The organism is Pantoea sp. CTOTU46764 (assembly GCF_031974595.1).
Taxonomy (GTDB): domain Bacteria; phylum Pseudomonadota; class Gammaproteobacteria; order Enterobacterales; family Enterobacteriaceae; genus Pantoea; species Pantoea trifolii.
Genome location: NZ_DALYOQ010000016.1, coordinates 32,140 through 57,426, shown reverse-complemented (window position 1 = coordinate 57,426; position 25,287 = coordinate 32,140). Strand labels below are relative to the sequence as shown.

The following is a 25,287-nucleotide window of genomic DNA, read 5'->3' as shown; positions in this document are numbered from 1 at the left end:
CAAGCACCGGTAATTTCAGTGGATGAGGCCAATCACGCTGGTGGAGCGGTGAAATTCACTCTGCCATTCCCTCCGTCCGTAAACACTTACTGGAGAAACACCCGAAAGGGAGTATTAATCAGCGCCTCCGGGCGCTGTTTCCGATCCAATGCGATTGCAGCGGTTTACCAGCAGCTAAAGCGCAGACCTCAGCCGATTACAGTGAACGTTGCAGTTACGGTGATGCTCTACCCGCCAGACAAGCGACCGCGTGATTTGGACAACTACCTGAAAGCCGCATTCGATAGCCTGACACATGCTGGTGTGTGGATGGATGATAAGCAGATTAAGCGCGTGATAGTTGAATGGGGCCCAGTGACTAAGGGCGGTAAGTCCGAGGTTACGATCAGCGAATATCAGGCGGTGGCGGCATGAGGGCGATACTGACACCTGAAATCGCGCATCAAACCGGCATTGTGCTGCTGAAGCCGGGACGCGAGTTGCTACCAATGTTTCGTGGCCGCGTTCTGGTGTGCACCCCATCTGGCGATGTATCGAACCTGCCATCAGGTTTAATCAACGACAGCGCCCAGCCATTGCTTGATGAGCCGCTGCTGAAAACCTTCCTCGCTGATGAACGAGTGATCGATGCTGCTGGTGGATGGGAGGCACACGTCACATGGGTGCATAAAATTCGCTCCTGTCAGCAACACGAAAAAGATTCTTATCATCACCACGATTACACTACGTTGCGGACCGAACGCGGAGCTGTTTGCCTGTGCTACACCCACGATAATTTTTGTCGCGCCAATGGCGCACCGGAAAAGCTGGAAGAAGTCGCCGCAGGTAACCTTTCCCGCTGGATTATCGAATCTGCATGCATCCAGATGGGTTTAGGCGCTGATCACCCGATGACGTTGCCAGAGCTTTGCTGGTGGGCATGCATCAGGGACGTCATCGACCTTATTCCGGAAGCACCGGCCCGTCGTGTTTTGCGTATGCCGGTGGAGAAGCCAGCAACAGGACCAATGCCGGAGGCAGATATCAACCCTGCGCGCGCTGCGTGGGAAGTGATTCAGGAAGCGGCAGGCGTGGTTAAGCAGGTTATGACCATTAAAGCCGACCCGGAGTCGCCGCAGTCGTTTATGGCGAGACCAAAACGGCTGCGCTGGAGCAGTGAGAAATATACGCGTTGGGTCAAGGTGCAGCCATGCGCCTGCTGCAATAAACCAGCAGACGACCCACACCACATAATCGGACACGGGCAGGGAGGAATGGGAACGAAGGCGCATGATTTGTTTGTGATACCGCTTTGCAGGGCGCATCACGATGAGCTGCACCGGGATATGAGGGCATTTGAAGAAAAATACGGCAGTCAGTTAGAGCTGCTGTTCAGGTTCCTTGATCACTCGATTGCAGTCGGCGTGATCGGGTAAATTAAAAAGCGTGGAGGAATATGTATGCGTGACATGTCACAGGTATTAGAACGTTGGGCAGGATGGGCGCGCTCTGATCGTAGCGGTGTAGATTACTCACCAATTGCGGCTGGGTTCAAAGGGCTGCTACCACAGGATTCAAAAATGACCCTGTCATGCACTGATGATGATGGATTGGTTATTGAGTCATGCTTAGCCAAACTTCGCGCCCGCCGTCCTGATGAGCACGAGTTAATTGTGCTGCATTACTTCTACAACATATCTAAACGAAAGCTGGCGCAGCGCGCGAAATGCGATGAGAAGATGATCCGCATTCAAGTCCAAATGGCTGAAGGTTTTATTGAAGGTTGTCTGGCATGGTTGGATGTTCGGCTTGAAATGGACCCGGAATTAGAGCCAAGAAAAATTATTCAAAAAACATTAACGCGGTCCGCAAAATCATTGGTAATGTGATAAGAGTCGTTACTACGCAGTACTACTTATCATCAAGAATCAGTTGCAAATAACGTGAGTGATTTAAAGCGCCCGAAGCCTCACCAGCTCTCGGGCGTTTTTGTTTTCATCTCATGGAAACTCAAATTTGAGTAATTTTGCGATTACTTGAGAACAAATTAACCCTGTGGCTGACGGGCCAGGTAACTATCGCGGAACGCGTCAGGGTTCATATTTTAGAGGGTCGCCATAGAGCGGCCTTCTTTCGTTTTTGCGCCCGCCAATCACTGTTATCCGAAATTTTCACGCCGTGGCGGTGCGCAATTTTTTATTTCGAGACTACCGACGGCACCGACCTATTGGGAGGTGAGGATGAGACGCATGCCAGAACGTGATCCGGGCTTCTGGGCAAGCCTGCTTGCCTGGCTATACGCCCACAAAAATGAATCGGGTTATGCCGGATTAGCCGGTGTGATGGCGATTCTTCGCGCGACATATTTTGGCCGTGACACATGGCCGCGCCGCTTGCTTGATGCCGCCATGTGCAGCGTGTTTGCGTTTTTTCTTCAACCGACGCTTCAGGTAATGGGCTCCGTGTTCAACTGGAACTTCAGCGACGACTTAACGCGAGTGGTTGCCGTCTTCCTCGGCTTCCTTGGCGTTGACTGGTTTTCAACAAAACTTCGTCGTTTCATCGATAAGCGATTAGGGGATGGCAATGCTGACACCCAGTAATTTCCAGCGCGCAACTGGCGTATCTGATGCGCTGCGCGACAAGTGGTTTCCCCGCATCGCTGCCAGCATGAGCTCATTCGGAATCAATACCCCATTACGGCAGGCGCACTTTCTGGCGCAAGTGGGGCATGAGTCTGCCGGATTCACGAAAGTGGAAGAAGGGCTGAATTATCGCTACGGCGTTCTGCTGGCGATGTTTGGTAATAGAATCAGCCAGGATGCCGCCTTCAAATATGGGCGAGTCGATGCCGGTCCAGACGCGCACCCTGCAAATCAGAAGATGATTGCAAACATCATTTATGCCAACCGAAACGGCAATGGTGATGTTGCTTCCGGGGATGGTTACCGCTATCGCGGACGTGGGCTGATTCAGATTACCGGTAAGGCGAACTACAAAGCTATTGCCGGCCAGCTAAGCGCTGATGTGGTGGCGAACCCTGACCTGCTGACTGAAAACCTTCAGGCGGCGATGTCAGCAGCTGCATGGTGGAAGAATCACGGCTTAAACGAACTGGCAGACCTTGATGATGTTACCCGCATCACCAAAGTCATTAACGGTGGCACTAACGGTCTGGATGACAGGAAATCCCGCTTACTAAAAGCTAAGGGGATTCTATGTTCAACGTAATCGGCTTTATCCGAAACTATTCGCACGTAATCATCATTGGTCTTATCTGCATTTGTCTCTGGGGACTGAATGCCCGCAACTCACAGCTGACTGCTACTAATGAGCGGCTGGAGCAGCTGGCAAACAGCAAAGACAGCCAGATAAACGACCTGCGCTCCAAGAACGACGACTTAGCCGCCAGCGTCAATGACCTGGTGAAGGCGGTTAACAAGCAGAACGCGGTGATGAGTCAGGTTGCAGAACAGCGCGCAGTGACGGCACAGCAGAACAGGAAATTACAGAATGAGATTAAGCGCTATCTGGAAGCGGATAAATGCGCTGCTGCTCCTGTCGACAGTCGCGCTGTTGAGCGGTTGCGAGATGCGGCAAAGTCAGCCAGTGGAGTACCGGACAATCAGCCAGCCGCGATTAAATCTGCCGGTGGAGCTGACAAACCGAATTGAAGCGCCAGCGGTACCGGACACATTGACGTTTGGTGAGTCGGTAGAACTGAACGGCGCTCTCTATGGCGTCATTGAGCAGTGCAATATTGATCGTGCTGCAATTCGTAAAATCGAAAGCTCCAAATAGGTGGAAAAATGAGTGAAGCAAAACCGCAGGACGGCACCACTGTGAAGGGTTACCGCACACTGGGCCCGAAAGAAATTGAAGAAATGAACGAGCTGAAAAAAGTAAGCCGTGAATTCTGTCAGTTGCTGGAAAAGCAAAAGGCGTGGGTGCAGGACGAATTGTCTGCTACTGGTAATCACTCAGCTGAAGCGCATGAAGCTGGCCGCTGTTTGTCGATTGCTCGCACCAAGATGCAAGAAGCCTGTATGTGGGCATGCCGATTAGTTGCTCGACCTGACGCTGATTGCTAAAGAATCCTCCGACAAGGGATAACGGTTAGCCACGCTGTGAAGCGTTGCGAAGCTGGATTGACGGGGTCGTCAGTTAAATTGTTGATTGCAGTGAATTAATTTGTCATCTAACGTTGTTGATGAACTGCAATCAAGAGGTGGATATGGAAGAGATAATCGTAACTATAATCGGCAGCAATTTTCCAGCGATGCCAGCGAGTAGATTTTACGATGAAGAAGATGATGTTGATTATATTGAAATCAAAGGTGATGGTGTAAGCCATGCACTGTTCAAAAATATCAACCAAGGCACAAGCGTAGAGCTGTACTCTAAGTCAAAGTCGATGGGATTCTATACATTGATAACAACTAATGAGGATATGGTCTTACTTGCTAAGGGTGATATACCCAAGCTTCTTCAAAAAAATCGCAATTTCTAATAATCCGCCTTCGGGCGGTTTTTTATTTTGTGCTAAAAAATGCATTCACTGAGTTCACTTTTCAGCATAAACACAATGAATCATCGGTTGGCGATATCGCCATTGCCGAGGGTTATATCTATCTGACCAGCAGGAAATGCTAAATGGAAGTAGTGATTAACGGTGTTCCATACGCACCAGTATCTGATCGCGCTTCGAATATCGGCATAGCAATCAGCACCCATAACCGCCATGACGTTTTAGCCCGCGCTATTGAGCATCAGCTTAAATATCTCCCAGCCGGTGCGCTGATGGTTGTCGTTGATGACGGGTCATCTAAACCGGTTGCTGTTCCTGATGGTGTGACGTCCATTCGCAGTGACATGTCACGCGGTATCGTTGCAGCAAAAAATGCCAGCCTCGAAGCACTGATTAATGCTGGGTGTGAGCATCTGTTTTTGTGGGACGATGACGCATGGCCTATCGCTGGTGGATGGGAAAAGCCATACATCGAATCACCCGAACCGCATCTGGCTTATCAGTTTCAGGACTTTGCTACCGGCAAGAAGCTAAATGATATTGCCGAGCTTTACCGTGACGGTAAGCATGTCGCTTATACCGGCCAACGCGGCGTGATGTTGTATTACCACCGCAGCGCGATTGAAAAGGTTGGTGGCTTCGATTCCATCTATGAGCGCGGCATGTATGAACATTCCGATCTGGCGCTGCGCATTCACAACGCGGGGCTAACGAGCTGGGCGTTTGCTGATGTGGTCGGTTCGGAAAAGCTGATTTATTCGCTTGATGAGCATGAGGCGGTAGAGCGTTCGGTGCCGAAGCCTGACCGTGAGGCGCAGGTAAAACGTAATGTCACCATTCACAACAAACGCCGCGATGATGGTTACACCGGTTATGCAGATTACCGGCAGAAGAAGAACGTGGTGATTACTACGTTACTGACAAGCCAGCCTGACCCGCAGCGCGGTACCAAAATGACTGCATCACCTGAGCTGCTGGATAAGTGGGCATCGTCAGTTAAAGGCAACCATGCGGTTGTGCTGACCGACTTCATCAGTTCAGTGCGTGTTGGTGTAAGCACCGTGGCCGTTTCTGATGTGAAGATGAACGTTTATTTCCGGCGCTGGCTGCATATCTGGCAACACCTACGCGATCACCCTGAATATCACTTCGTATGGTGCACTGATGGCACAGACGTTGAGATGCTGCGTGAGCCGTGGACAGAGATGGAGCAGGGCAATATTTACGTTGGCTCCGAGCCAAAAACATACGCTGATGCGTGGGCTAAGCAGAACCATCCCGAAGCAATTTATCAGTCGTTCCTTGCTGATCATCAACATGATGTGATGCTCAATGCTGGCTTGCTCGGTGGCTCACGCGCTGACGTGATGGCTATTGCTCATGGCATAGCCCGTTTGTATTACCAGATTGAATCGATACGCTTCTGGCAGAAAGAGAAAGCCCCTGCTGCCGTGGGTGACATGATCGCCTTTGGCATTGTCGCGCATCGATACGCTGACAGGCTGGTGACTGGACCTCGCGTTCACACAGTCTTTAAGACGGACGGCATCGGTAAGGAGTTTGCATGGTGGAAACACAAGTAAAGTTTGCCATCGTGGCGCACGAGTCGCGCTTTGATATGGCAGTAGCACTTGCCGATGGCCTTCCTAATTATCAAATCTTTGTTGATCGCGAATCGAAGGGTGCAAACGCCAATCACCTGCGCGCATTACGCTGGGCATCCACGCAGGATTGCCGGGTAGTGATTATTGAAGATGATGCGCTGCCTGTCTCGGGCTTCACTAACAAAGTGACTGACTGGCTGACGCGATTCCCTGATGAGCTGGTTAGCTTCTATCTGGGTACTGGCAGGCCTCCGCAGTATCAGCTTGAGATAGCAACAAAGCTGATCGACGCCGACAAGCGGCAGGCTGACTACATCACGATGAACCGGCTTATTCACGGCGTCTGTTACAGCGTGCCGGCCAGCAAGTTGGAGCGCGTGTTAACTCGCTGGAATCACGGATCACCTGCTGACTATGCCGTTGGTGATGCATGCGGTGGTTCAGTGGTGTACCCATGTTATTCACTCACTGACCATGCTGATGTATCAACGGTCGAGCGCCACCCCGACAACACACCGCGCACCGAGCGTCGTCGCGCATGGAGATTATCAATATGAAGAAGATTCAACTCGCAAAGATTTATCGTGGCGATCTGTTCAAAGGCTTCGGTATCGCGGTAGATGGTGAGCTGCTTGAGCAGCAGGTATGTACCAACATTAAAAGCAATGGCACTGAGTTGCCCACGCTTATAGCGAGCTTCTATATGAAGGATGAGCAGGTAGAGAATGCCATTCGTGTGCAGGTTTAACGATGCCACAACGAATACCAAGAGCATGCCGCAAGCATGGCTGCGCTAAGACGACAACCGACCGTTCAGGTTACTGTGCCGACCATATCAACGAAGGATGGCAGCAGCACCAGAATGGTCAAAGCCGCCATCAGCGTGGTTATGGCAGTGAATGGGATGTCAGACGCGCAAGAATACTGAAGCGTGACAAACATCTCTGCCAGCAATGCATGAGGATTGGTCGGGCATCAGCAGCAAAGACTGTTGACCACATCAAAGCTAAGGCTCATGGGGGTACCGATGACGATTCGAACCTTGAAGCCCTGTGCTGGCCTTGTCACAAGAGTAAAACAGCGCGCGAAAGGCTCAAGTGATAATCATTCTCATAAAATTAATTGCAATTGCAATTATCTCTTTGTAGATGATACTCATTATCATTTGAGGGGTGGGGCGGGTCAAAAGTTCAGGGGTTTTGCCCCAAAGGACCGCCGCCTAGCTTTTTTTCACACCGCCGCAGGTTAGAAACCTTTTTTTGGGGTTCACTGACCGGGCATTAATAGGAGTTTTCGATTATGCCAGGACCGCCGAAAACCCCGACACATCTGGCTTTAGTGAAGGGTAACCCTTCCAAGCGCGCTGTTAACAAAAACGAACCGAAACCGCCCTCAGGGGTTCCCCCCACGCCAAAGCATTTTGACAAGATGGGGAAGTATTGGTTTAAGCGCATTAGCGAAGAGCTGGACGCGGTCGGCGTACTGACGACGCTGGACGGTCGAGCGCTTGAGTTACTGATTGAGGCTTATACCGAATACCGTCACCACTGCGAAACGCTGGACCGTGAGGGTTACACCTATGCGGTCTATAGCGAAGAGGAGCCTGATGAAGGTCAGGAGCGTGAGATCAGAATGATAAAGACGCACCCAGCAGCGGCCATGAAAGCCGATGCGTGGAAGCGTATCAGAGCAATGCTTGCCGAATTCGGCATGACCCCAGCCAGCCGCTCTAAGGTTGGTGCAAAAGGCCCGGCAGAAGCCGACCCACTGGATGAATTTCTTAAAAAGCGCAAATGATGAATGGCAACTGTTCAGGCTGGTATCCAGTACGCAGAGCGCGTGCTGTCTGGCGAGATAGTTGCTGGCGAACTGGTGCGTCTCGCCTGCCAGCGTTTTCTCAATGACTTAGAGCATGGGCCAAAGCGCGGTATCTACTTCAGCGAGGACCGCGCCCAGCACATTCTCGACTTCTACAATTTTATCCCCCACGTCAAAGGGGCGCTGGCGGGCAAGCCTATTGATCTCATGCCCTGGCATATCTTCATCCTGATAAATCTGTTCGGGTTCACTATTCCGCTAATCGACGAGATGACCGGCGAACAGATTTGTGACGACGATGGTGACCCGGTTATGGTACGACGTTTCCGCACCGCCTATAACGAAGTGGCACGTAAGAACGCCAAATCGACGGTTTCATCCGGCATCGGGCTATATATGACCGGCGCGGACGGCGAGGGCGGCGCAGAGGTTTACTCAGCAGCCACAACGCGCGATCAGGCGCGCATTGTGTTTGATGATGCCAAAAACATGATCAAGAAAGCGCCCCGTACGCTGGGGCGTCTGTTTGGTCACGTGAAGCTGAACATCCACCAGGAGAGGACAGCGTCTAAGTTTGAGCCACTCTCCAGCGATGCGAACAACTTGGACGGTCTCAACATCCACTGCGGCATAGTCGACGAGCTTCATGCACACCGTACGCGTGACGTGTGGGACGTTCTTGAAACAGCGACCGGCGCGCGCCTCCAGTCGTTGCTTTTCGCTATCACAACGGCAGGAACTAATAAAGAGGGCATCTGCTTTGAGCAGCGTGACTACGCCATCAAGGTGCTGCGCGGCGTGGTGGATGACGACACTTATTTTGCAGTGGTTTACACGCTTGATGAAGATGACGATCCCTTTGATGAGGCCAACTGGCCGAAAGCAAATCCGGGACTGGGTGTCTGTAAGCGATGGGACGATATGCGCCGCCTGGCTAAAAAGGCGAAAGAGCAAATTGCAGCTCGGCCAAACTTTTTTACCAAACACCTCAATATCTGGGTAACAGCTGAAAGCGCCTGGATGGACATGGATCGCTGGTCAAAAATGCCTGCCATAGGAGTAGCAGAAGAACGAAAAGCCTGGCCGCTTTGGGTCGGCGTCGATTTGGCGAACAAGATTGATATCTGTGCTGCAGTGAAGGCGTGGCGCGATCCGTCCGGTGAAACGCATATGGAGGGTCGATTCTGGGTGCCAGAGGGGCGGCTGGAAACGGCACCGGCCCATATAGCTGAGTTGTATCGAAAATGGGCTGACGCCGGGCATCTTGAGCTGACTGACGGCGATGTCATCGATCACGCCATGATCAAGGCTGACATTGTGGAGTGGGTTAAAGGCGACAATATCAAAGAAATCGCGTTTGACCCGTGGAGTGCTGTGCAGTTCAGCCTGTCACTGGCTGAAGAGGGCCTGCCGCTGGTGGAAGTGCCTCAGACTGTCAAAAACCTGTCTGAATCCATGAAATCAGTGCAGGCAGAGATTTACGGCAGCAAGTTTCACCATGATGAAAATCCGGTCATGGCCTGGATGATGTCAAACGTCACGGTCAGACCGGACAAAAACGACAACATCTTTCCCAACAAAAGTACGCCGGAAAACAAAATTGATGGCCCGGTTGCGCTGTTTACGGCGAAGAGCCGCATGCTGGTTAACGGCGGAAACGATGCTCAGGACCTGAGCGGCTTCTTTGATTCTCCGATAATGATAGGTTTCTGATGAAAAAGAATAAGCAGCCTGGAAAGGTAAAAAGCGCACTGCTGAACTGGCTGGGTGTACCTATCAGCCTGACAACGGGAACATTCTGGGAGGAGTGGTTTGGTACCAGCAGCAGCGGGCAGGTGGTCACAGCTGACAAAGCTATGCGTCTGTCAGCCGTGTGGGCATGCGTCAGGCTTTTGAGTGAGTCCGTTTCAACCCTGCCGTTGAAGGTTTATGAGCGGCAGGCGGACGGATCGCGTAAAGCAGCAACGAATCACCCGGCCTATTCTGTGCTGTGCCGGAGGCCCAACGGGGAGATGACGCCATCGCGGTTTATGCTGATGGTAGTAGCCAGCATCTGTCTGCGCGGTAACGCATTCGTAGAAAAGAAGTACATCGGCAATAAGCTGGTTTCACTGATTCCGCTTTTGCCACAAAACATGATCGTTAAGAGGCTTGATAGCGGAGCGCTGGAATACACATATACCGAAAGCAAGCAGAAGCGCGTTATCCCTCTTAAACACATTATGCACATTCGCGGGTTCGGGCTGGATGGTGTCTGCGGCATGATGCCCATGATGACTGGTCGGGACGTAATTGGTGCGGCGCTGGCGGTTGAACACTCTGCAGCAAAAATATTTGAGAACGGTATTCAGAGTTCCGGGTTTCTCTCTTCAGAAACCGCGCTGAACGAAGAGCAGCGTGAACACCTGCGCAGATACATGCAGAACTTTACCAGCTCAAAGAACGCCGGAAAGATAATGGTGCTCGAGGGCGGCATGAAGTATCAGGGCGTTACCATGAACCCCGAAGATGCGCAGATGCTGGAAAGCCGCTCATTCAGCATTGAGGAAATCTGCCGCTGGTTCCGCGTGCCGCCGTTTATGGTTGGGCATGCCGATAAGCAGAGCAGTTGGGCCTCAAGCGTTGAGGGGATGAACCTGCAGTTTTTGACCAATACCCTGCGGCCACTGCTGGTAAATATCGAACAGGAGATATCGCGCTGCCTACTGGATGGTGATGACGATCTCTTTGCTGAGTTCTCAGTAGAGGGTCTGCTTCGGGCCGACAGTGCTGGCCGGTCTGCATACTATACGACCGCGCTGCAGAACGGCTGGATGTCGCGTAATGACGTGCGCCGGCTGGAAAATCTGCCCCCAATTGATGGTGGTGATATCTATACGGTTCAGCTGAACCTGACGCCGCTCGATCAGCTGCGTGAAAACAACGTTGGCGCTCAGGCCAGCAATATCATGAAGCTTCACGCCTTTCTTTTCCCGGACATTCCGCCGGAGCAGTCACCGCTTAAAAAAGCGGCTTAGGAGACCCAATGAAGAAAATAAACACTCTTCCGGCAGCGCCGGAAGGGCGCCTTTCTGCGTCCGGAAAACGTGACTTACCAGCCGCTGCCATTGATCGCTGGGATGGCAGCATACGTGCCGCAACGCAGACGGGTGAAAACACTATCACCATTTTTGATGTGATCGGCGAAGACTGGTGGGGTGATGGCGTCAGCGCAAACCGTATTGCGGGGGCGCTGCGTTCTCTGGATGGCGAGGATGTGACGGTTCACATTAACTCGCCTGGCGGAGACATGTTTGAAGGCCTCGCCATCTACAACCTGCTGCGTGAATACCATGGCAAAGTCACCGTGAAAGTGCTGGGTCTTGCCGCTTCAGCTGCGTCAATTATCGCGATGGCGGGAGACGAGGTTCAGATAGGTCGAGGGGCGTTTCTGATGATCCACAACGCATGGATTGTCGCAGCCGGAAACCGGAATGACTTCCGGGAGTACGCGAATTATCTGGAGCCGTTCGATAAAGCAATGGCTGACATCTATGCCGCCCGCTCCGGCATGCCTGTGGAAGAAATTCAGTCGCTGATGGACAAGGAATCATTTATTGGCGGTGGTGATTCTGTCGCTAAAGGTCTGGCTGATGCACTGCTCTCGTCGGATGAAATTACCAGTGACGACGAAAGCCCCGCAGCGGCTATCCGCAAAATTGATGCATTTCTGGCAAAAGGCGGCATGCCGCGCTCTGAACGCCGGAAGCACCTGAAAGCTTTGGGCAGCATGCCGGGCGCTGCTGCCAAAGAGAACGACAAGCCGGGCGCTGTCGAAGAAGTAAACCCTGAAGTACTCAACTCCCTCAAATCTGCGCTGGCATCGCTCGGCGAATAAGGAAAAAACATGTCTCAAGTCAATGAACTACTGCAGCAGGTATCGGCCAAGCTGGAAAAGGTCTCGTCTGAATTCAGCCAGAAGGCAGAGGATGCACTGGCAGAAGCCCGTAAATCCGGCAGTCTGTCTGCCGAAACAAAAAACGCCGTAGATAAAATCGCGACCGAACATAACGCACTTAATGAATCCCTGAAAACGCTGAAAGCGTCAGTGGGCGATCTGGAGCAGCACGTGGCTAGCATGCCGTTGAATGCTGCTAAAGACATCGTACAGTCAGTCGGTCAGCAGCTGGTTTCGGCTGAAGTTATGAAGGAAATTCGCTCCAGCATGGAAGGCGGCAAACGCCTGAGCGTGCCGGTTCAGGCGGCTATTACCACCGTTGACGTTCCGGGCCAGATTATCGCGCCGACCCGACTACCTGGCATCGATCAGACGCCAAAGCAGCGCCTGTTCATTCGTGACCTGATCGCGCCCGGACGTACGCAGTCCAACACTATCTACTACGTCAAGCAAACCGGATTTACTAATAACGCCGCGGTTGTGGCTGAAAACACCACGAAGCCCTATAGCGAAATTGCTTTTGCTGAAGAAACCACGCCGGTACGCACCATCGCGCACATGTTCAAAGCATCCAAACAGATTCTGGACGATTTTGCGCAGTTGCAATCAACGGTGGATGCCGAAATGCGCTATGGCCTGAAGTACGTGGAGGAGCAGGAGATTCTGTTTGGCGACGGTACCGGCGCACATCTGAAAGGCATCATTCCGCAGTCCGTTGCTTTTAATCCGGCTTTCGCGGTAGAGAAGCAGTCCGGTATTGATGTGCTGCGTCTGGCTATGCTGCAGGCTCAACTGGCGCGCTTCCCGGCTTCCGGTCACGTTCTGCACTTCACCGACTGGGCGCGCATCGAGTTGACCAAAGACGAGCTGGGTCGATACATCCTGGCGAATCCGGCGCAACTGACCACGCCGACTCTTTGGGGCCTGCCTGTGGTAGCAACTGAAGCCGCTCAGTTCCTGGGTAAATTCCTGACCGGCGCGTTCAACTCTGGTGCTCAGCTTTTCGACCGTGAAGACGCGAACGTTGTTATCTCCACTGAGAACGCCGACGACTTCGAAAAGAATATGATTTCGATTCGTTGTGAAGAGCGCGTCGCGCTGGCGGTTTACCGTCCGGAAGCGTTCGTATTCGGCTCCCTGACTGGCTCTGGCAGCTAATCAGACATTCAGCGGCCTTCGGGCCGCTTTTGAACGGGTGCCTAAAATGGCGATGATTGAACTGGCTACTGTCAGAGAGCACTGCCGTATCGATGATGATGATACCAGCGAGGATTCTCTGCTTGAGATTCTGACCGGCGCTGCAAAACGTTATGTCGAAACCTGGACGCGCCGGACGCTTTACAAAACAAACGCTGATGATGGTTTTGAAACTGACGAAGACAGGCTTCTTCTTGATGATGACATTCGTGTTGCCATGCTGCTGATGATTGGTCACTGGTATGCAAACCGTGAGGCCGTGAACATAGGCAACATCACCAGTGAGATTCCTTTAGCAGTGGAGGCGCTTCTCCAGCCTCACCGTATCTATGGGCTTTAGGAGGACAAATGCAGGCTGGTCGATTACGGCATAAGGTAAAAATCCAGAACTTCACAACCATCAGACTGCCATCAGGACAACCAGACAAAGTCTGGGTTGATGGAATGACGGTATGGGCTGAAGTCAAAGGAATAAGCGGTCGGGAGCTGATGTCTTCGGGTGCTGAAAAACCAGAAGCCACGATCAGAGTATGGATTCGTTATCGCACCGATGTTTCGGCATCATCCCGCCTGGTTTGTCTCACGGGGCCGTTTAAGGGAAAAGTGCTGGAAGTTAATGGGCAGCCAATACCTGATGCGAGAACCAGTCAGCTAGAAATTTTATGCAGGCTGGGGGTGGAAAATTGATAACAACCAATCTCGATTTCTCCGGGTTATCCGATATTTCGCGCGATCTTGAATTACTGAGTAAAGCGGAAAACCGTCAGGTGCTGCGTCAGGCAGTCAGGGCTGGCGCTGAGGTTCTGGCTGATGAAGTTGAAAATAACGCGCCAGAGAAAACCGGAAAGCTGAAGCGAAACATTGTTGTTTTGTTCGGTAAAGGTGCCCAGGGCACAGCTGTGGCTGGAGTGCATATTCGTGGTGTGAATCCTAAAACGGGGAATAGCGATACCACTACGAAAGCCAGCTCGCCAAACAACGCTTTTTACTGGCGCTTTATTGAAAATGGCACCTCTAAAATGCCAGCGAAACCGTTTGTGCGTCCGGCATATGATCGTAAGAAGGAGGAAGCATCTGCAGCTTCGTTTGCAGAAATGCTAAAAGCGATAGATGGGGTGCTGAGCAAATGACCGAATCCGACATCTACCCGCTAATTGGCGGGCTCGCTGGTGGTCAGGTTTATCCCTACGTGGCCCCACTGAATGCCGAGGGCGAGCCATCAGTCAGACCACCCTGGGTGGTATTCACAATCGTCAGCGAAACATATGGCGATACGTTATGCGGACCGGCTGAAGAAAACGGCACGCTGCAGGTTGATGTGTACGCATTGACTACGGATGAGGCCAGAAGCATCCGTGAACAGGCAGTTAACGCTTTGTCTCCTCTCGACTTCTCGCAGATGAGAAAGGAGAACGGCTACGAGCCGGACACCGGCTTATACCGCGCCACGCTGGAAATTCAGAGCCAGCAATAACCAACCCCATCAATCATGACCGGCATTAGCCGGTTTTTTTACGTCTGGAGAAAATATGAGCAGCAAATACGAAGTAACAAAGGGGATGACTTTTGCCGTCTCTGCCGCGCCAGTAAGTGCAGAAGACTTTACGGACTCCGGTTTTCCATCTAACAGCGTTAGCTGGCTGGAAGCTGCCTGCGCCACAAAAGAGATCAGCTACACAGGTGGTCAGAAAGGTGACATTGACGTTACCACGCTTTGCTCCACTGAACAGGAGCAAACCAACGGTCTCGCCGCTCCGGCTGAGATGAGCATTACGCGTAACTGGGTCGGTGATGAAGAGGCTCAGCAGGCACTGCAAACCGCCTATGAAAACGATGAGCTGCGCGCGCTGCGCGTTGTTTTCGCATCAGGCAACGGTTTTTATGTGCTGGTCGAAGTGCGTCAGAGCTCCTGGTCTGCGGCCACATCGTCAGTCGTAGGTGCTACCTACTCGCTGCGCGTGCGTGGCAAGCCGAAGCCAATTATTGCTTCAGGTTCATAAGCGGCTCCGGCCGCTTTTCTTTTATCCGCAATAACCCGCTCACCGAGAATATGAAATGTCAAACACCGAAAAAACCACCGCATCATCGGCTTCATTACGCGCTCTGGCGCTTGCTCCATCGTCAGGGTTTCGTTCAAAAGTAATTACCGTCCCTGAATGGGATAACGCAAAAGTGATGCTGCGTGAGCCGTCCGGAGAGGCATGGATGCGCTTTCGCGAAATTATGGGGCTGGAGTTACCTGCAGGCGTCGAAGCTCCAACACTGACACCGCAGGAAACGTTTCTTCGCAACAAAAGCGCCGACGTCGTGATGCTGATTGACGTCCTGCTCGATGAAAGCGGTGCACCTGTTTTCAGTGATGAAGATCAGCAGATTGTTTCTGAAATTTATGGGCCGGTGCACACCCGTCTGCTGAATCAGGCGCTCAAGCTCGGCGTATCGCAGGAAACCGCAGAGGCAAAGTAAAAGAGCCGCTGACTTTCTTCATGATGACTCTGGCGCTGCGTTTTGGGCGAACACTCAAAGAAATTCGCGAAACCCTCAGCGCCAGTGAGCTGAAAATGTGGATCGCCTATGACCGCCTAAGCCCTATCGGAGACTTTCGTGGTGATATTCAGGCTGCGCAGATTTCCGCTGCCGTACTGAATTCGCAGGGCGCTAAAACAACCATTAGTGATCTGCAGCTGAAGTGGGGCGAAGCAGAAGAAGAGAAAGAAACCAGCGGCCTTGAAGTCTGGATGGCGGGGCTATGAAATATTTGAGGCAGCTGTTAACCTCCGAAAAAAAGGAGGATTTATGAAAGGTATTATATTGCCAGTTTTACTAGCCTGCTCTCTTACAGCCTGCAAGCCTACTGATAAAGAATTTATCAAACTAGGCGAAGATGTTGTTAGGCACAGCCTGAAAGATCCAGACAGCGCCAAATTTGAATCAAGCTACAAGCCATCAGGTGAAAATGATGGACACCTATGCGGAAAGGTCAACGCTAAAAACTCTTATGGCGGATATACGGGTTATAAAAACTACTACGTATACATTAATACCAAAGATGGTGAGTTAATTAATCACGGCCCGGTCAAGATAGCAGACAACGAGGACGAAAAAGCACTAGCGAACTTCCAAACGATCTGCCAGTAAATATCAGCTAAATAAACTAACCCGCTACGGCGGGTTTTTTCATGGGTGAAATATGGCAACGCTGCGCGAACTCATTATCAAAATCTCTGCGAACTCCAGTTCTTTCCAGTCCGAGATTGCGCGTGCATCAAGAATGGGTGCCGATTATTACCGTACGATGGAACAGGGCGGGCGTCGTGCCGCTGTGGCCGCGCGCGAAAGTCAGCGTGCAATTCAGGAGCTGAACGAGCAGCTGGTTTCCACGAAAGAGACCGCGCTGGAGATGACGGGCGTCTTTGCCGGTGCGTTTGCAGCAGGTCATCTTATTGAGCTGGCCGATAACTGGAACGCGGTTAACGCGCGACTCAAGCAGGCTTCGCAGTCTACCAGTGAGTTTGCCACCGTGCAGAAATCGCTGATGGATATCAGCCAGCGCACCGGTACCGCTTTCGACGACAACGCCAATCTCTACTCACGCTCCGCTGCATCCATGCGTGAGTTTGGCTACAGCGCGCAGGAAGTACTGAAGGTAACAGAGGCGGTGTCTACCGGCCTGAAGCTTTCGGGTGCCAGCGCTGAGGAAAGCAGCTCAGTTATCACGCAGTTCAGCCAGGCGCTTGCACAGGGCGTATTGCGCGGCGAAGAATTCAACGCCGTGAACGAATCCGGCGATCGTGTTATTCGTGCGCTTGCTGCCGGCATGGGCGTCGCGCGAAAAGACCTGAAAGCAATGGCCGATCAGGGTCAGCTAACCATTGATAAAGTGGTACCTGCGCTGACCAGTCAGCTCGACAAGCTGCGCGGCGAATTCTCATCCCTGCCTGAATCGGTCTCAGGCTCGGTTACTAAAGTGCAGAACGCCTTCCAGCAGTGGGTAGGTGAGGCGAATACTACCTCCGGCGTCACGGCGTCACTCTCTGGCGTGCTGGAAGGTGTGGCAAAAAATATTGATTCGGTGGCTACGGTCGCCGGTGCGCTGGTTGCTGTCGGTGCCGCTAAATTCTTTGGCGGCATGGCATCGGGTGCAATCTCTGCTTCTGCCGGTATCGTAACGGCGTATAAGAGCGAAGTAGCGCTGACGCAGGCTCAAATCCGGGGCACACAGATTTCAACTGCAAGAGCCCGGGCGGCTGTTTATCGTGCGCAGCAGGCTGTTGTAGCAGCGAGAGGAACCGCGACACAGGAAGCGGCTGAGCGCCGTCTGGCCGCAACGCAGGCAGTTCTTACGCGTAATGTGAATGCGCGAGCTGCCGCGCAGGAACGACTGAACAGCATCACATCAGTGGGTTCGCGGCTTACCAGCGGAGTGCTGGGTCTGGTAGGCGGCATTCCCGGCCTGCTGATGCTGGGTGCAGCTGCCTGGTACACCATGTATCAGCGGCAGGAGCAGGCGCGGGAATCAGCGCGCGCGTATATCGAAACGCTGGATGATGTGAGAAAGGCCGCACCGGGTATGAGCCTGCCGGAAGTTTCCGACACGCAGACCAAAACCCGCACGTCGATGACCGAGCAGAACCGGTTAATTGACGAACAAGCCGCGAAGGTTGATAAGCTCAAAACGCAGATTCAGGGCTATCAGCAGATAATGGCAAGCCCGGGCCCCTCAGTTGGCGGTTTCCTCATCAACTATCTGACGAGCGTTGAAGAGGTATCGACCGGCATGCAGCAGGCTACTTCTGAACTGGCAGTCGAGCAGGCGCGACTTAACCAGATGCAGGAGAAGTCACAGGAAGTTCAGTCTGTGCTGGAGGTGCTTGAAACACGCCGCGTGGATTTAATCAGGCAGCAGGCCGCTCAGCAAAACACGGCTTATCAGTCGCTGCTGATGATGAACGGCCAGCACACGGAATTTAACCGCCTGCTGTCGCTTGGCAATGAATTGCTTGCCACCCGAACCAATCTGGCAAACGCACCTTTCCGTATTCCCTCGGCTCAGCTCACGTCGAAACAGGCTGATTTGCTGCAGAAGTCCGGGCGTGAAAACGAACTGGCTGGTCTCTCAGGTGCTGATCGCGTAAGGCGTCAGGCGGAATATTCCGCTGATGATGCCGGGATGACCAACACGCCTGAATATACCGAGGCGCGGCAGAAATTCATCAGCAACACCGTACAGGCCTGGCAGAAACAGGAAGACCTGAACAAGTCGCTGCGTGAAGGTAAAAAGGCTGTCAGTGAGCAGGGGAAGGAGGAGCGGGCAGCGGCGCAGCAGTCAGAAAACTATGCGCGTAAAATGGCCGACCTTAGCGTTGCCATTGAAGTGCAGAAGGTTCGCGCTACCGAAGGTGAAAAAGCATCTGAACTCTACGCGGCGTCGCATCAGACCGGCGCTAAGTGGACGGAAGAGCAACGCAAAGCTATCCGGGATAATTCGGCAGAGCTTGCCACCTGGACGCAACGAGCTGAAGAGAACGTGCGCAAGCAGCGTGAACAAACCGAAGCACTCAAGGATTTGACCGATGCCGCCCGTAAATACCGTGATGACGCAGCGCAGACTACCGATACCGCAGGAATGAGCGATCGTCAGCGGAGCCGATACGATGATCAGCAGCAGGTCGAACGGGTATTCGACAAAACGGATAAAGGTTCGGCGGCTATTGCAGCCCGTCAGCAGGCCCTTGATGCGCTCGATAAGAAATACCAGGCCATTGCAGCTTCAGAGTCCAACTGGCTTAACGGCGTTTCAAAAGGCTATGAAAACTGGCTTGAAAGCGCCAGCAACGTTTCGGGTGCGGTATCTTCCGGCGTCACCTCAACGCTTGATAGCGCGATGGATAATATGTCCGCCATGCTGGTCGGAAGCAAAGCGGACTGGAAAAGCTGGGGTGTTTCAGTTCTCCAGACGATTGCCAAAGTCGCATTGCAGATGGCGCTGGTTAACACGGTGAGCGGGATTTTCGGTTCACTTGCCGGAAGCCTCGGCGGTGCCGCAGCCGGAGCAGCAAGTTCTGGTGCTTCGACATCCGGTAACGTGGGCGCGATGGGCATGCCGACGAGCTACACGGCTTACGCTGATGGCGGTTACACCGGCAGCGGCGGTAAGCACGACCCGGCTGGCGTTGTTCATAAGGGTGAATTTGTCTTCACCAAAGAAGCGACTGAGCGCATCGGCGTTGCGAATCTCTACGACATGATGCGCGGTTATGCAAACGGCGGTTATGTGGGTGATATACCCGGTAGCCGCCAGTTTTCATCTGGCGTGAATCGCGCCACCGGTAACGGCAATACGGTCATTCAGGTGGATGCGCCGGTATCCATCATGCAGGGTGACGGTCAGGCTCAGGCAGGAGCAACCGGCACAGCCGGTGTTGCAACGCAGATGACAGGAATTATCCAGCAGACCATCACCGATCGCCTGAGAAAAGAGATGTCACCGGGTGGCCTTCTCTACAGAAAAGGATAACGGCACATGGCAATTTATACGTTTAACTGGTGTGTCCGGATCGGTGCCAGCGAGCAAATCACCAAGTCTGTTTATCAGGCAAAGTTCGGTGATGGTTATGAGCAAATCGCTGAGAACGGGATTAATAGCGACGCTCAATCATGGTCATTATCCTGTAACGGTAAGCTTGAAGACATGTCGCAGGTCCGGGCGTTTCTCAAGCAGCACGTAACAAAGTCTTTCTGGTGGACTAATCCTTGGGGCGAAAAAAATCTTTACCGCGTCAAATTCGATTCAATTAACCCCACCTTCCCGAAGAAAGGATTCTGCGACATAGCTTTCACCTTCGAGCAGGCTTTCGGGCCGTAGCCATAAACCTTAACAGGGCACTTCGGTGCCCTTTTTTTATGGGCGAAATATGAGCTTCACTCAGGACATACAGCAACTTGAACCGGGCCAACTGGTTCAGCTCATCGAAATAGACGGCACGGCGTTCGGGATGGAAAACATCCTGCGATTTCATGCACACAATATTGCGACTGATGGCTGGGCTGCATTTGCTGCGGAAAACCTACCCGCCATCATCTGGCAGGGTAACCAGTACGATCCCTATCCCTACGAGCTGAAAGGCATGGAGCTGTCGAGCACCGGCTCGCAGCCTACTCCGACGCTTTCCGTTGGCAACATCGGAAACTACGTCACGGCGCTGTGCCTTCAGTTCGATGATTTGGTTAAAGCGAAGGTGAAGATTCACACCACGCTTGCTAAATATCTGGACGCGGCAAACTGGACCGCTGGCAATCCTAACGCCAGCCCCAGCGATGAACGCGTTCAGCTTTTCTATGTGAATGCCAAAAGTCAGGAAACGCGCGCGCAGGTTGATTTTGAACTGTGTTCGCCGTTCGACGTTCAGAGCCTGCAGCTCCCATCCCGGCAGATCACACCGGTCTGCACCTGGTGCATGCGCGGCTGGTACCGAACCGGCACCGGATGCGATTACGCCGGTAATAGATACTTCCTCAAAGACGGTACGCCAACCGACAACCCCGGACTTGATGTGTGCGGCGGTAAGCTGAGTGACTGCCGTCTTCGCTTTGGTGCAGAAAACGCGCTTTCCTTTGGCGGGTTTCCGGCGGCAAACCTGCAGGGCAAATAATCATGCGTAAAAAAATCATGAATGCCATACGTGAGCACGTAGAGGCGGAATATCCGCGCGAGGCCTGCGGGGTCGTCGTGCAGATTGGCCGTGCTCAGGAATATGTCCGCTGCCGAAATATTTCAGATACGCCAACCGAAAGCTTCACGATGGCAGACGATGACCTGCAGGCGGCGGAAGCACAGGGCGACGTGCTGATGATTATTCACTCTCACCCGGATGTTGTGCAGCTCATCCCCTCTGAAATGGACCGCATCCAGTGCGATCACTCAGGCGTTGAATGGGGGATCATGTCCTGGCCGGAGTGTGACTTCTGCACCATTTCTCCGCGAGGTGAAAGAGAGCTGGCGGGCCGTCAGTGGGTGCTCGGTCACGCCGACTGCTGGACGCTCGTGATGGATTACTTTCAGCAAACGCATGGCATCACGCTGGGGAACTGGTCGGTCGATTACGAGTGGTGGATTGATGGCAAAGAATGCCGCTATGACGACAACTGGCAGGCTGAAGGTTTTATCGAAGTTGACCCAGCATCCATGAAGCCTGGCGACGTCATCATGATGCGCTTACAGGCTCCCGTGACAAACCACGCTGCGGTTTATCTGGGTGACAACATTATGCTGCACCACGGCTTCGGCAATCTCTCCGCGCGTGTTCCCTACGGCAAATATTACCGCGATCGCACCGTGCGCATCGTGCGGCACAAGGACTTATTTGATGCTTAAGAAAATGACGCTCTCTGGTGGCCTGGCTAAAAAGTTCGGCAAGGTTCACCAGTTCCACGTTGCTGACATGCGGGAAATGCTCAGGGCAATGTGCGCATCGGTACCCGGATTCAAAAAGTACGTATCTAACGCGCACCTCAACGGGGTGCGTTTTGCTTTCTACAGCGGTGGTAAAAACATCGGGCTGGAAGAGTTTGACATGTCCACTGGCGCGAGTGAATACCGGATGAGCCAGGTAATCGAAGGCAGCAAGCAGGCTGGCGTTCTGCAAATCGTTATCGGCGCGATCGCGCTGGTGGCCGCATTCTTTACCGCTGGTGGATCGCTGGCACTATATGCCGGGGCTATGGCTGCCGGAACGATTACGGCTACAACTATTTTAACCGGCATCGGCATCAGCATGATGCTGGGCGGTGTAGTCAGCATGCTGACGCCACAGCCCAGCTATAACATCGGATCGGCATCCAGCACGGAGAATCAGCCAAACTATGCCTTCGGCGCGCCGGTAAATACCGTCTCAATGGGTTATCCGGTACCGGTACTGTACGGCCAGCGCGAGATTGGCGGAGCCATCATCAGCGCCGGAATCTTCTCCAGCGACCAGCAATAAGACCTCCTCGCAATTCAGCCACCTCCGGGTGGCTTTTTTTATGGGTGCAATATGCAACTTCTTCAGGGTGCGCGCGTAATTCAGGGATATAAGGGCGGTGGCGGCGGTAGTGCTCACACGCCAGTAGAAGAGCCAGATGACCTGCTTTCAGTTGCGAAGCTGAAGATGCTTCTGGCGATCTCCGAGGGTGAAATTCAGGGCGACCTTACCGCACAGGAAATCTATATCAATGACACACCTCTTGCCAACAACAGCGGCGGTTATAACTTTACAGGCGTTAACTGGGATTTTCGAAAGGGTACGCAGGACCAGTCATACATTCAGGGCATGCCGGAGGTTGATAACGAATCTTCTGTAGGCGTCGAGGTATCTACTACCGCACCGTGGATTCGCCAGTTCAGCAACCTGTCTCTCGATGCTGTGCGTATCAAGCTGAGTCTGCCGCTGCATTACCTGTATAAAGACAATGGTGACATGGTCGGAACAGTGACGCAGTATGCGATTGACCTTTCAACCGACGGCAGCGCTTACGTTCAGGTTGTGAGCGGTACATTCGATGGGAAAACCACTTCCGAATATCAGCGCGATCACCGTATTAATTTGCCCAAAGCCACGACCGGATGGTCAATCCGCGTGCGCAGGATCACCGCCGACTCAACCTCAACGAAGCTGATGAACGCCTTCAAGGTGTTTTCATTCGCGGAGGTAATCGACAGCAAATTACGCTACCCGAATACCGCACTGCTTTACGTCGAGCTGGATTCAAGCCAGTTCAACGGCAGCGCACCGAAAATCACCTGCAAGCCTAAAGGCAAGCTGATCCGCGTTCCAACCACGTATGACCCAATCAGCCGCACGTATAGCGGGAACTGGCTGGGTGATTTCAAACTTGCGTGGACTGATAACCCGGCCTGGATATTTTACGATCTGGTGCTGGATGAGATTTACGGCATGGGCAACCGTGTCGATGCCTCCATGATTGATAAGTGGGAACTGTATACTATCGCGCAGTATTGCGATCAGAAGGTTTCAGATGGGGCTGGCGGCACAGAGCCGCGTTTCACCTGCAACGTATTCATTCAGAGCCAGCAGGACGCTTACACCGTTCTCAAGGACATTGCGGCGGTGTTTCGCGGCATCACGTTCTGGGGCAACAATCAAATATTCGTGAATGCCGACGTTCCGCAGGATGATGTTGACTGGGTGTATCACTGCGCCAATGTCGTTGATGGTCTGTTCACTTACGGCGGTGGTTCTTACAAAAACCGCTATACCTCTTGCCAGGTTAGCTGGTCCGATCCACAAAACCACTATTCAGATACCGTTGAAGGCGTTTACGAGCCTGATTTAGTTCAGCGCTATGACGTCAACGAAAGCAAGATCACCGCGATTGGCTGCACCTCACAGAGCGAGGCACACCGTCGTGGGCGCTGGGCAATTCTCTCCAACGCTAAAGACGGGACCATCTCATTTAACGTTGGTCTGGATGGCTTTATTCCTCTGCCGGCTAAAATCATCGGCGTGGCAGATGCTTTCCGCGCGGGTAAACAGAATGGCGGACGAATCAGCGCGGTTAGCGGACTCAATATCACGCTGGACAGGACTATTGATTACGCTGCCGGCGATCGTCTGGTGCTCAATCTCCCGGACGGCATTGCGCAGACACGAACCATTGCTTCAGTCAGCGCGGATAAAAAAACGGTACGCGTCAGCACGGCATATAGCCAGACTCCTGTTGCTGGCGCGGTATGGGCGATCGACAGTGACAACCTTGCGATTCAGTATTTCCGTGTAACGTCGATCTCGACCAATGATGACGGCACTTTCACCGTTGGCGGCGTTCAACATGACCCAAACAAATACCGCTATATCGATGACGGAGTAAAAATCGACCCGCCACCGATTACCATCACTCCGCCTGGCGTCATGAATAAGCCAGAAAACGTGGTGATTTCGCAGGTTGATTACGTTGAGCAGGGGCTGAATGTTGCCTGCATGCAGGTGACGTGGGACTCGGTGCCAAACGCTATCAGCTATGTTGCGCAGTGGCGTAAGGATAACGGCGACTGGGTAAACGTCGGCCAGCAGAGCGCAAAGGGTTTCACCGTCGCTGGCATCTATGCCGGTATTTATGACGTGCGTGTTCGCGCCGTCAATGCGGTGGACGTTTCATCACCGTGGGGCTATGCGCAGTCAACAACGCTGTCTGGCAAGATTGGCAAGCCGGGAACGCCGGTTAGCCTGATCGCGACAACAGATGTGGTGTGGGCCATCAACATCCAGTGGGGCTTCCCGGCTGGCTCTGGTGACACGGCTTATACCGAGATTGAAGTAGCGACTACCGCAGACGGCATGAATCCGCTGTTCCTGGCTAACGTTCCATATCCAGGCGTCAGCTATCAGCACGGGCCGATGCCTGCCGGTATACGCCGCTGGTACCGCGCGCGCCTGATAGACAAAATCGGCAATAAAGGTGACTGGACCGGATTTGTCGAAGGGGCCAGCAATACCAATGCCAACGACCTGATCGGTGATTCATTCCAGGAATTTATTGAATCGCCAGATGGTCAGGCGTTGCTTGATCCGATAATTACCGATCCGAAAGCACTGGCGGAAGACATTCTCGCTAACTACGACCACGTTGATCAGCAGTGGGCTAATTTTGGTGAAAACTCTGCTGGCATTCTCCAGGCGCAGAAAGTGGCCGCGGACGCTGAAAAATCAGTTGCCGAGTTACGGACGGATGTTGTTGCGCAGTTCGATCAGCAGCAGGCGGCTATCTCCGAGAAGATGACAGCGTATGCAGATGCGTCCGGCGGCTCAGCAATCTACACGTTGAAAGCGGGCATCAAGTACGGCGGAACCAATTACGACGCAGGCATGTCTGTCGCTGTCACCATTAACGGAACCGAAGTGGTCACGCGCTTTGCTGTAAACGCCAATCAGTTTGTTGTGGCAAGCGGCAGCGGCAATAACGTGTTTTCACCATTCATCATCAGAAATGGTCAGGTACTGATTAATCAGGCGTTCATCGGTGAGGGATGGATAGAGAATGCCATGATCGGCAGCTTTATTCAGTCCAACAACTTCGTTTCTGGTTCTGCTGGCTGGCGTTTGGATAAGTCTGGATTATTTGAAAGAAATGCGGCTAATGGTGCAGGGAGAGTGCTTGATAGTGGTGTTCTCAAATTAACTTACGACGGAAATGGAACATTACGCATCAGGGAAGGGCTCTGGTAA

General features: G+C 52.8%; 31 protein-coding genes. All 31 read left to right on the top strand.

All coding sequences use genetic code 11. The features are described from left to right. Positions 1 to 48 precede the first annotated feature (48 nt). The 31 genes from RTM06_RS08335 to RTM06_RS08185 all read left to right on the top strand — a co-directional run bounded on the left by RTM06_RS08335 (position 49) and on the right by RTM06_RS08185 (position 25,287). Complete coding sequence (locus tag RTM06_RS08335) at positions 49 to 414, top strand: RusA family crossover junction endodeoxyribonuclease (RefSeq protein ID WP_312181400.1); 366 nt, start codon at positions 49 to 51, stop codon at positions 412 to 414. Then, positions 411 to 1,415, top strand: coding sequence for a DUF968 domain-containing protein (locus RTM06_RS08330; RefSeq protein WP_312181347.1), 1,005 nt, complete (start codon positions 411 to 413; stop codon positions 1,413 to 1,415). The genes RTM06_RS08335 and RTM06_RS08330 overlap by 4 nt, the downstream gene beginning before the upstream one ends. A 24-nt stretch (positions 1,416 to 1,439) precedes the next feature. Then, positions 1,440 to 1,868 (top strand): antiterminator Q family protein, encoded by a 429-nt coding sequence (locus tag RTM06_RS08325; RefSeq protein WP_312181345.1) that lies wholly within the window; start codon positions 1,440 to 1,442, stop codon positions 1,866 to 1,868. Between the two features lie 360 nt (positions 1,869 to 2,228). Next, positions 2,229 to 2,582: a phage holin, lambda family gene (locus RTM06_RS08320; protein ID WP_277977401.1), complete on the top strand. Its 354-nt coding sequence runs from the start codon at positions 2,229 to 2,231 to the stop codon at positions 2,580 to 2,582. Continuing rightward, complete coding sequence (locus tag RTM06_RS08315) at positions 2,566 to 3,210, top strand: glycoside hydrolase family 19 protein (protein WP_312181341.1); 645 nt, start codon at positions 2,566 to 2,568, stop codon at positions 3,208 to 3,210. The genes RTM06_RS08320 and RTM06_RS08315 overlap by 17 nt, the downstream gene beginning before the upstream one ends. Next, a complete protein-coding gene (locus RTM06_RS08310; protein ID WP_312181339.1) occupies positions 3,198 to 3,653 on the top strand; it encodes an Rz lytic protein in 456 nt (151 codons plus the stop codon). The genes RTM06_RS08315 and RTM06_RS08310 overlap by 13 nt, the downstream gene beginning before the upstream one ends. A gap of 135 nt (positions 3,654 to 3,788) precedes the next feature. Further along, a complete protein-coding gene (locus RTM06_RS08305) occupies positions 3,789 to 4,070 on the top strand; it encodes a hypothetical protein (RefSeq protein WP_312181338.1) in 282 nt (93 codons plus the stop codon). A 143-nt stretch (positions 4,071 to 4,213) separates the two neighbouring features. Continuing rightward, entirely contained in the window at positions 4,214 to 4,489 is a 276-nt protein-coding gene (locus RTM06_RS08300) for a hypothetical protein (protein ID WP_312181336.1), read from the top strand. A 143-nt stretch (positions 4,490 to 4,632) separates the two neighbouring features. After that, positions 4,633 to 6,090: a glycosyltransferase family 2 protein gene (locus tag RTM06_RS08295; RefSeq protein ID WP_312181334.1), complete on the top strand. Its 1,458-nt coding sequence runs from the start codon at positions 4,633 to 4,635 to the stop codon at positions 6,088 to 6,090. Beyond that, entirely contained in the window at positions 6,072 to 6,668 is a 597-nt protein-coding gene (locus RTM06_RS08290) for a hypothetical protein (protein ID WP_312181332.1), read from the top strand. The genes RTM06_RS08295 and RTM06_RS08290 overlap by 19 nt, the downstream gene beginning before the upstream one ends. Continuing rightward, positions 6,665 to 6,859: a hypothetical protein gene (locus RTM06_RS08285; protein WP_312181330.1), complete on the top strand. Its 195-nt coding sequence runs from the start codon at positions 6,665 to 6,667 to the stop codon at positions 6,857 to 6,859. The genes RTM06_RS08290 and RTM06_RS08285 overlap by 4 nt, the downstream gene beginning before the upstream one ends. 2 nt (positions 6,860 to 6,861) lie before the next feature. Continuing rightward, positions 6,862 to 7,212, top strand: coding sequence for an HNH endonuclease (locus RTM06_RS08280; RefSeq protein ID WP_312181328.1), 351 nt, complete (start codon positions 6,862 to 6,864; stop codon positions 7,210 to 7,212). A 198-nt stretch (positions 7,213 to 7,410) separates the two neighbouring features. Next, positions 7,411 to 7,908, top strand: a complete 498-nt coding sequence (locus RTM06_RS08275; protein WP_312181326.1) for a phage terminase small subunit P27 family — start codon at positions 7,411 to 7,413, stop codon at positions 7,906 to 7,908. Positions 7,909 to 7,911: 3 nt separating this feature from the next. Beyond that, positions 7,912 to 9,642 carry a terminase TerL endonuclease subunit gene (locus RTM06_RS08270; protein ID WP_312181324.1) on the top strand — a complete coding sequence of 577 codons (1,731 nt, stop codon included), beginning with the start codon at positions 7,912 to 7,914 and terminating at the stop codon, positions 9,640 to 9,642. Beyond that, on the top strand, positions 9,642 to 10,946 hold the full coding sequence (locus tag RTM06_RS08265) for a phage portal protein (protein WP_312181322.1): 1,305 nt from the start codon (positions 9,642 to 9,644) through the stop codon (positions 10,944 to 10,946). Before RTM06_RS08270 ends, RTM06_RS08265 begins: the two co-directional genes overlap by 1 nt. 8 nt (positions 10,947 to 10,954) lie before the next feature. Continuing rightward, positions 10,955 to 11,806, top strand: a complete 852-nt coding sequence (locus RTM06_RS08260) for a head maturation protease, ClpP-related (protein WP_312181320.1) — start codon at positions 10,955 to 10,957, stop codon at positions 11,804 to 11,806. Positions 11,807 to 11,815: 9 nt separating this feature from the next. After that, positions 11,816 to 13,024 (top strand): phage major capsid protein, encoded by a 1,209-nt coding sequence (locus tag RTM06_RS08255; protein ID WP_312181318.1) that lies wholly within the window; start codon positions 11,816 to 11,818, stop codon positions 13,022 to 13,024. Between the two features lie 52 nt (positions 13,025 to 13,076). Then, entirely contained in the window at positions 13,077 to 13,403 is a 327-nt protein-coding gene (locus RTM06_RS08250; protein ID WP_293797430.1) for a head-tail connector protein, read from the top strand. 8 nt (positions 13,404 to 13,411) lie between these two features. Beyond that, positions 13,412 to 13,750 (top strand): phage head closure protein, encoded by a 339-nt coding sequence (locus RTM06_RS08245; protein ID WP_312181316.1) that lies wholly within the window; start codon positions 13,412 to 13,414, stop codon positions 13,748 to 13,750. Further along, the gene (locus tag RTM06_RS08240; RefSeq protein ID WP_312181397.1) at positions 13,747 to 14,193 is read left to right on the top strand and encodes an HK97-gp10 family putative phage morphogenesis protein; all 447 of its coding nucleotides are present in this window, start codon (positions 13,747 to 13,749) and stop codon (positions 14,191 to 14,193) included. The genes RTM06_RS08245 and RTM06_RS08240 overlap by 4 nt, the downstream gene beginning before the upstream one ends. Next, positions 14,190 to 14,537, top strand: a complete 348-nt coding sequence (locus RTM06_RS08235; protein ID WP_312181315.1) for a DUF3168 domain-containing protein — start codon at positions 14,190 to 14,192, stop codon at positions 14,535 to 14,537. Before RTM06_RS08240 ends, RTM06_RS08235 begins: the two co-directional genes overlap by 4 nt. Before the next feature lie 55 nt (positions 14,538 to 14,592). Next, positions 14,593 to 15,063 (top strand): phage tail tube protein, encoded by a 471-nt coding sequence (locus tag RTM06_RS08230; protein WP_312181313.1) that lies wholly within the window; start codon positions 14,593 to 14,595, stop codon positions 15,061 to 15,063. A gap of 55 nt (positions 15,064 to 15,118) precedes the next feature. Next, complete coding sequence (locus RTM06_RS08225; protein ID WP_312181311.1) at positions 15,119 to 15,529, top strand: phage tail assembly chaperone; 411 nt, start codon at positions 15,119 to 15,121, stop codon at positions 15,527 to 15,529. Positions 15,530 to 15,552: 23 nt separating this feature from the next. After that, positions 15,553 to 15,816 (top strand): DUF4035 domain-containing protein, encoded by a 264-nt coding sequence (locus RTM06_RS08220; protein ID WP_312181395.1) that lies wholly within the window; start codon positions 15,553 to 15,555, stop codon positions 15,814 to 15,816. A gap of 43 nt (positions 15,817 to 15,859) precedes the next feature. Continuing rightward, entirely contained in the window at positions 15,860 to 16,201 is a 342-nt protein-coding gene (locus tag RTM06_RS08215; protein WP_312181309.1) for a hypothetical protein, read from the top strand. Between the two features lie 52 nt (positions 16,202 to 16,253). Continuing rightward, positions 16,254 to 19,580, top strand: coding sequence for a phage tail tape measure protein (locus RTM06_RS08210; RefSeq protein WP_312181308.1), 3,327 nt, complete (start codon positions 16,254 to 16,256; stop codon positions 19,578 to 19,580). 6 nt (positions 19,581 to 19,586) lie between these two features. Continuing rightward, positions 19,587 to 19,928 (top strand): phage tail protein, encoded by a 342-nt coding sequence (locus RTM06_RS08205; protein ID WP_312181306.1) that lies wholly within the window; start codon positions 19,587 to 19,589, stop codon positions 19,926 to 19,928. 49 nt (positions 19,929 to 19,977) lie between these two features. Continuing rightward, a complete protein-coding gene (locus RTM06_RS08200) occupies positions 19,978 to 20,715 on the top strand; it encodes a phage minor tail protein L (protein WP_312181304.1) in 738 nt (245 codons plus the stop codon). A 2-nt stretch (positions 20,716 to 20,717) separates the two neighbouring features. Then, entirely contained in the window at positions 20,718 to 21,437 is a 720-nt protein-coding gene (locus RTM06_RS08195) for a C40 family peptidase (protein WP_312181302.1), read from the top strand. Then, complete coding sequence (locus RTM06_RS08190; protein ID WP_312181300.1) at positions 21,430 to 22,047, top strand: tail assembly protein; 618 nt, start codon at positions 21,430 to 21,432, stop codon at positions 22,045 to 22,047. Before RTM06_RS08195 ends, RTM06_RS08190 begins: the two co-directional genes overlap by 8 nt. A gap of 51 nt (positions 22,048 to 22,098) precedes the next feature. After that, positions 22,099 to 25,287, top strand: coding sequence for a host specificity protein J (locus RTM06_RS08185; protein ID WP_312181298.1), 3,189 nt, complete (start codon positions 22,099 to 22,101; stop codon positions 25,285 to 25,287).

Excerpts from the sequence above, each read along its gene's own strand:
- RTM06_RS08330 (WP_312181347.1), top strand. The coding sequence starts at position 411 with ATGAGGGCGATACTGACACCTGAAATCGCGCATCAAACCGGCATTGTG.
- RTM06_RS08325 (WP_312181345.1), top strand. The coding sequence starts at position 1,440 with ATGCGTGACATGTCACAGGTATTAGAACGTTGGGCAGGATGGGCGCGC.
- RTM06_RS08320 (WP_277977401.1), top strand. The coding sequence starts at position 2,229 with ATGCCAGAACGTGATCCGGGCTTCTGGGCAAGCCTGCTTGCCTGGCTA.
- RTM06_RS08315 (WP_312181341.1), top strand. The coding sequence starts at position 2,566 with ATGCTGACACCCAGTAATTTCCAGCGCGCAACTGGCGTATCTGATGCG.
- RTM06_RS08310 (WP_312181339.1), top strand. The coding sequence starts at position 3,198 with ATGTTCAACGTAATCGGCTTTATCCGAAACTATTCGCACGTAATCATC.
- RTM06_RS08305 (WP_312181338.1), top strand. The coding sequence starts at position 3,789 with ATGAGTGAAGCAAAACCGCAGGACGGCACCACTGTGAAGGGTTACCGC.
- RTM06_RS08300 (WP_312181336.1), top strand. The coding sequence starts at position 4,214 with ATGGAAGAGATAATCGTAACTATAATCGGCAGCAATTTTCCAGCGATG.
- RTM06_RS08295 (WP_312181334.1), top strand. The coding sequence starts at position 4,633 with ATGGAAGTAGTGATTAACGGTGTTCCATACGCACCAGTATCTGATCGC.
- RTM06_RS08290 (WP_312181332.1), top strand. The coding sequence starts at position 6,072 with ATGGTGGAAACACAAGTAAAGTTTGCCATCGTGGCGCACGAGTCGCGC.
- RTM06_RS08285 (WP_312181330.1), top strand. The coding sequence starts at position 6,665 with ATGAAGAAGATTCAACTCGCAAAGATTTATCGTGGCGATCTGTTCAAA.
- RTM06_RS08280 (WP_312181328.1), top strand. The coding sequence starts at position 6,862 with ATGCCACAACGAATACCAAGAGCATGCCGCAAGCATGGCTGCGCTAAG.
- RTM06_RS08275 (WP_312181326.1), top strand. The coding sequence starts at position 7,411 with ATGCCAGGACCGCCGAAAACCCCGACACATCTGGCTTTAGTGAAGGGT.
- RTM06_RS08270 (WP_312181324.1), top strand. The coding sequence starts at position 7,912 with ATGGCAACTGTTCAGGCTGGTATCCAGTACGCAGAGCGCGTGCTGTCT.
- RTM06_RS08265 (WP_312181322.1), top strand. The coding sequence starts at position 9,642 with ATGAAAAAGAATAAGCAGCCTGGAAAGGTAAAAAGCGCACTGCTGAAC.
- RTM06_RS08260 (WP_312181320.1), top strand. The coding sequence starts at position 10,955 with ATGAAGAAAATAAACACTCTTCCGGCAGCGCCGGAAGGGCGCCTTTCT.
- RTM06_RS08255 (WP_312181318.1), top strand. The coding sequence starts at position 11,816 with ATGTCTCAAGTCAATGAACTACTGCAGCAGGTATCGGCCAAGCTGGAA.
- RTM06_RS08250 (WP_293797430.1), top strand. The coding sequence starts at position 13,077 with ATGATTGAACTGGCTACTGTCAGAGAGCACTGCCGTATCGATGATGAT.
- RTM06_RS08245 (WP_312181316.1), top strand. The coding sequence starts at position 13,412 with ATGCAGGCTGGTCGATTACGGCATAAGGTAAAAATCCAGAACTTCACA.
- RTM06_RS08235 (WP_312181315.1), top strand. The coding sequence starts at position 14,190 with ATGACCGAATCCGACATCTACCCGCTAATTGGCGGGCTCGCTGGTGGT.
- RTM06_RS08230 (WP_312181313.1), top strand. The coding sequence starts at position 14,593 with ATGAGCAGCAAATACGAAGTAACAAAGGGGATGACTTTTGCCGTCTCT.
- RTM06_RS08225 (WP_312181311.1), top strand. The coding sequence starts at position 15,119 with ATGTCAAACACCGAAAAAACCACCGCATCATCGGCTTCATTACGCGCT.
- RTM06_RS08220 (WP_312181395.1), top strand. The coding sequence starts at position 15,553 with ATGACTCTGGCGCTGCGTTTTGGGCGAACACTCAAAGAAATTCGCGAA.
- RTM06_RS08215 (WP_312181309.1), top strand. The coding sequence starts at position 15,860 with ATGAAAGGTATTATATTGCCAGTTTTACTAGCCTGCTCTCTTACAGCC.
- RTM06_RS08210 (WP_312181308.1), top strand. The coding sequence starts at position 16,254 with ATGGCAACGCTGCGCGAACTCATTATCAAAATCTCTGCGAACTCCAGT.
- RTM06_RS08205 (WP_312181306.1), top strand. The coding sequence starts at position 19,587 with ATGGCAATTTATACGTTTAACTGGTGTGTCCGGATCGGTGCCAGCGAG.
- RTM06_RS08200 (WP_312181304.1), top strand. The coding sequence starts at position 19,978 with ATGAGCTTCACTCAGGACATACAGCAACTTGAACCGGGCCAACTGGTT.
- RTM06_RS08195 (WP_312181302.1), top strand. The coding sequence starts at position 20,718 with ATGCGTAAAAAAATCATGAATGCCATACGTGAGCACGTAGAGGCGGAA.
- RTM06_RS08190 (WP_312181300.1), top strand. The coding sequence starts at position 21,430 with ATGCTTAAGAAAATGACGCTCTCTGGTGGCCTGGCTAAAAAGTTCGGC.
- RTM06_RS08185 (WP_312181298.1), top strand. The coding sequence starts at position 22,099 with ATGCAACTTCTTCAGGGTGCGCGCGTAATTCAGGGATATAAGGGCGGT.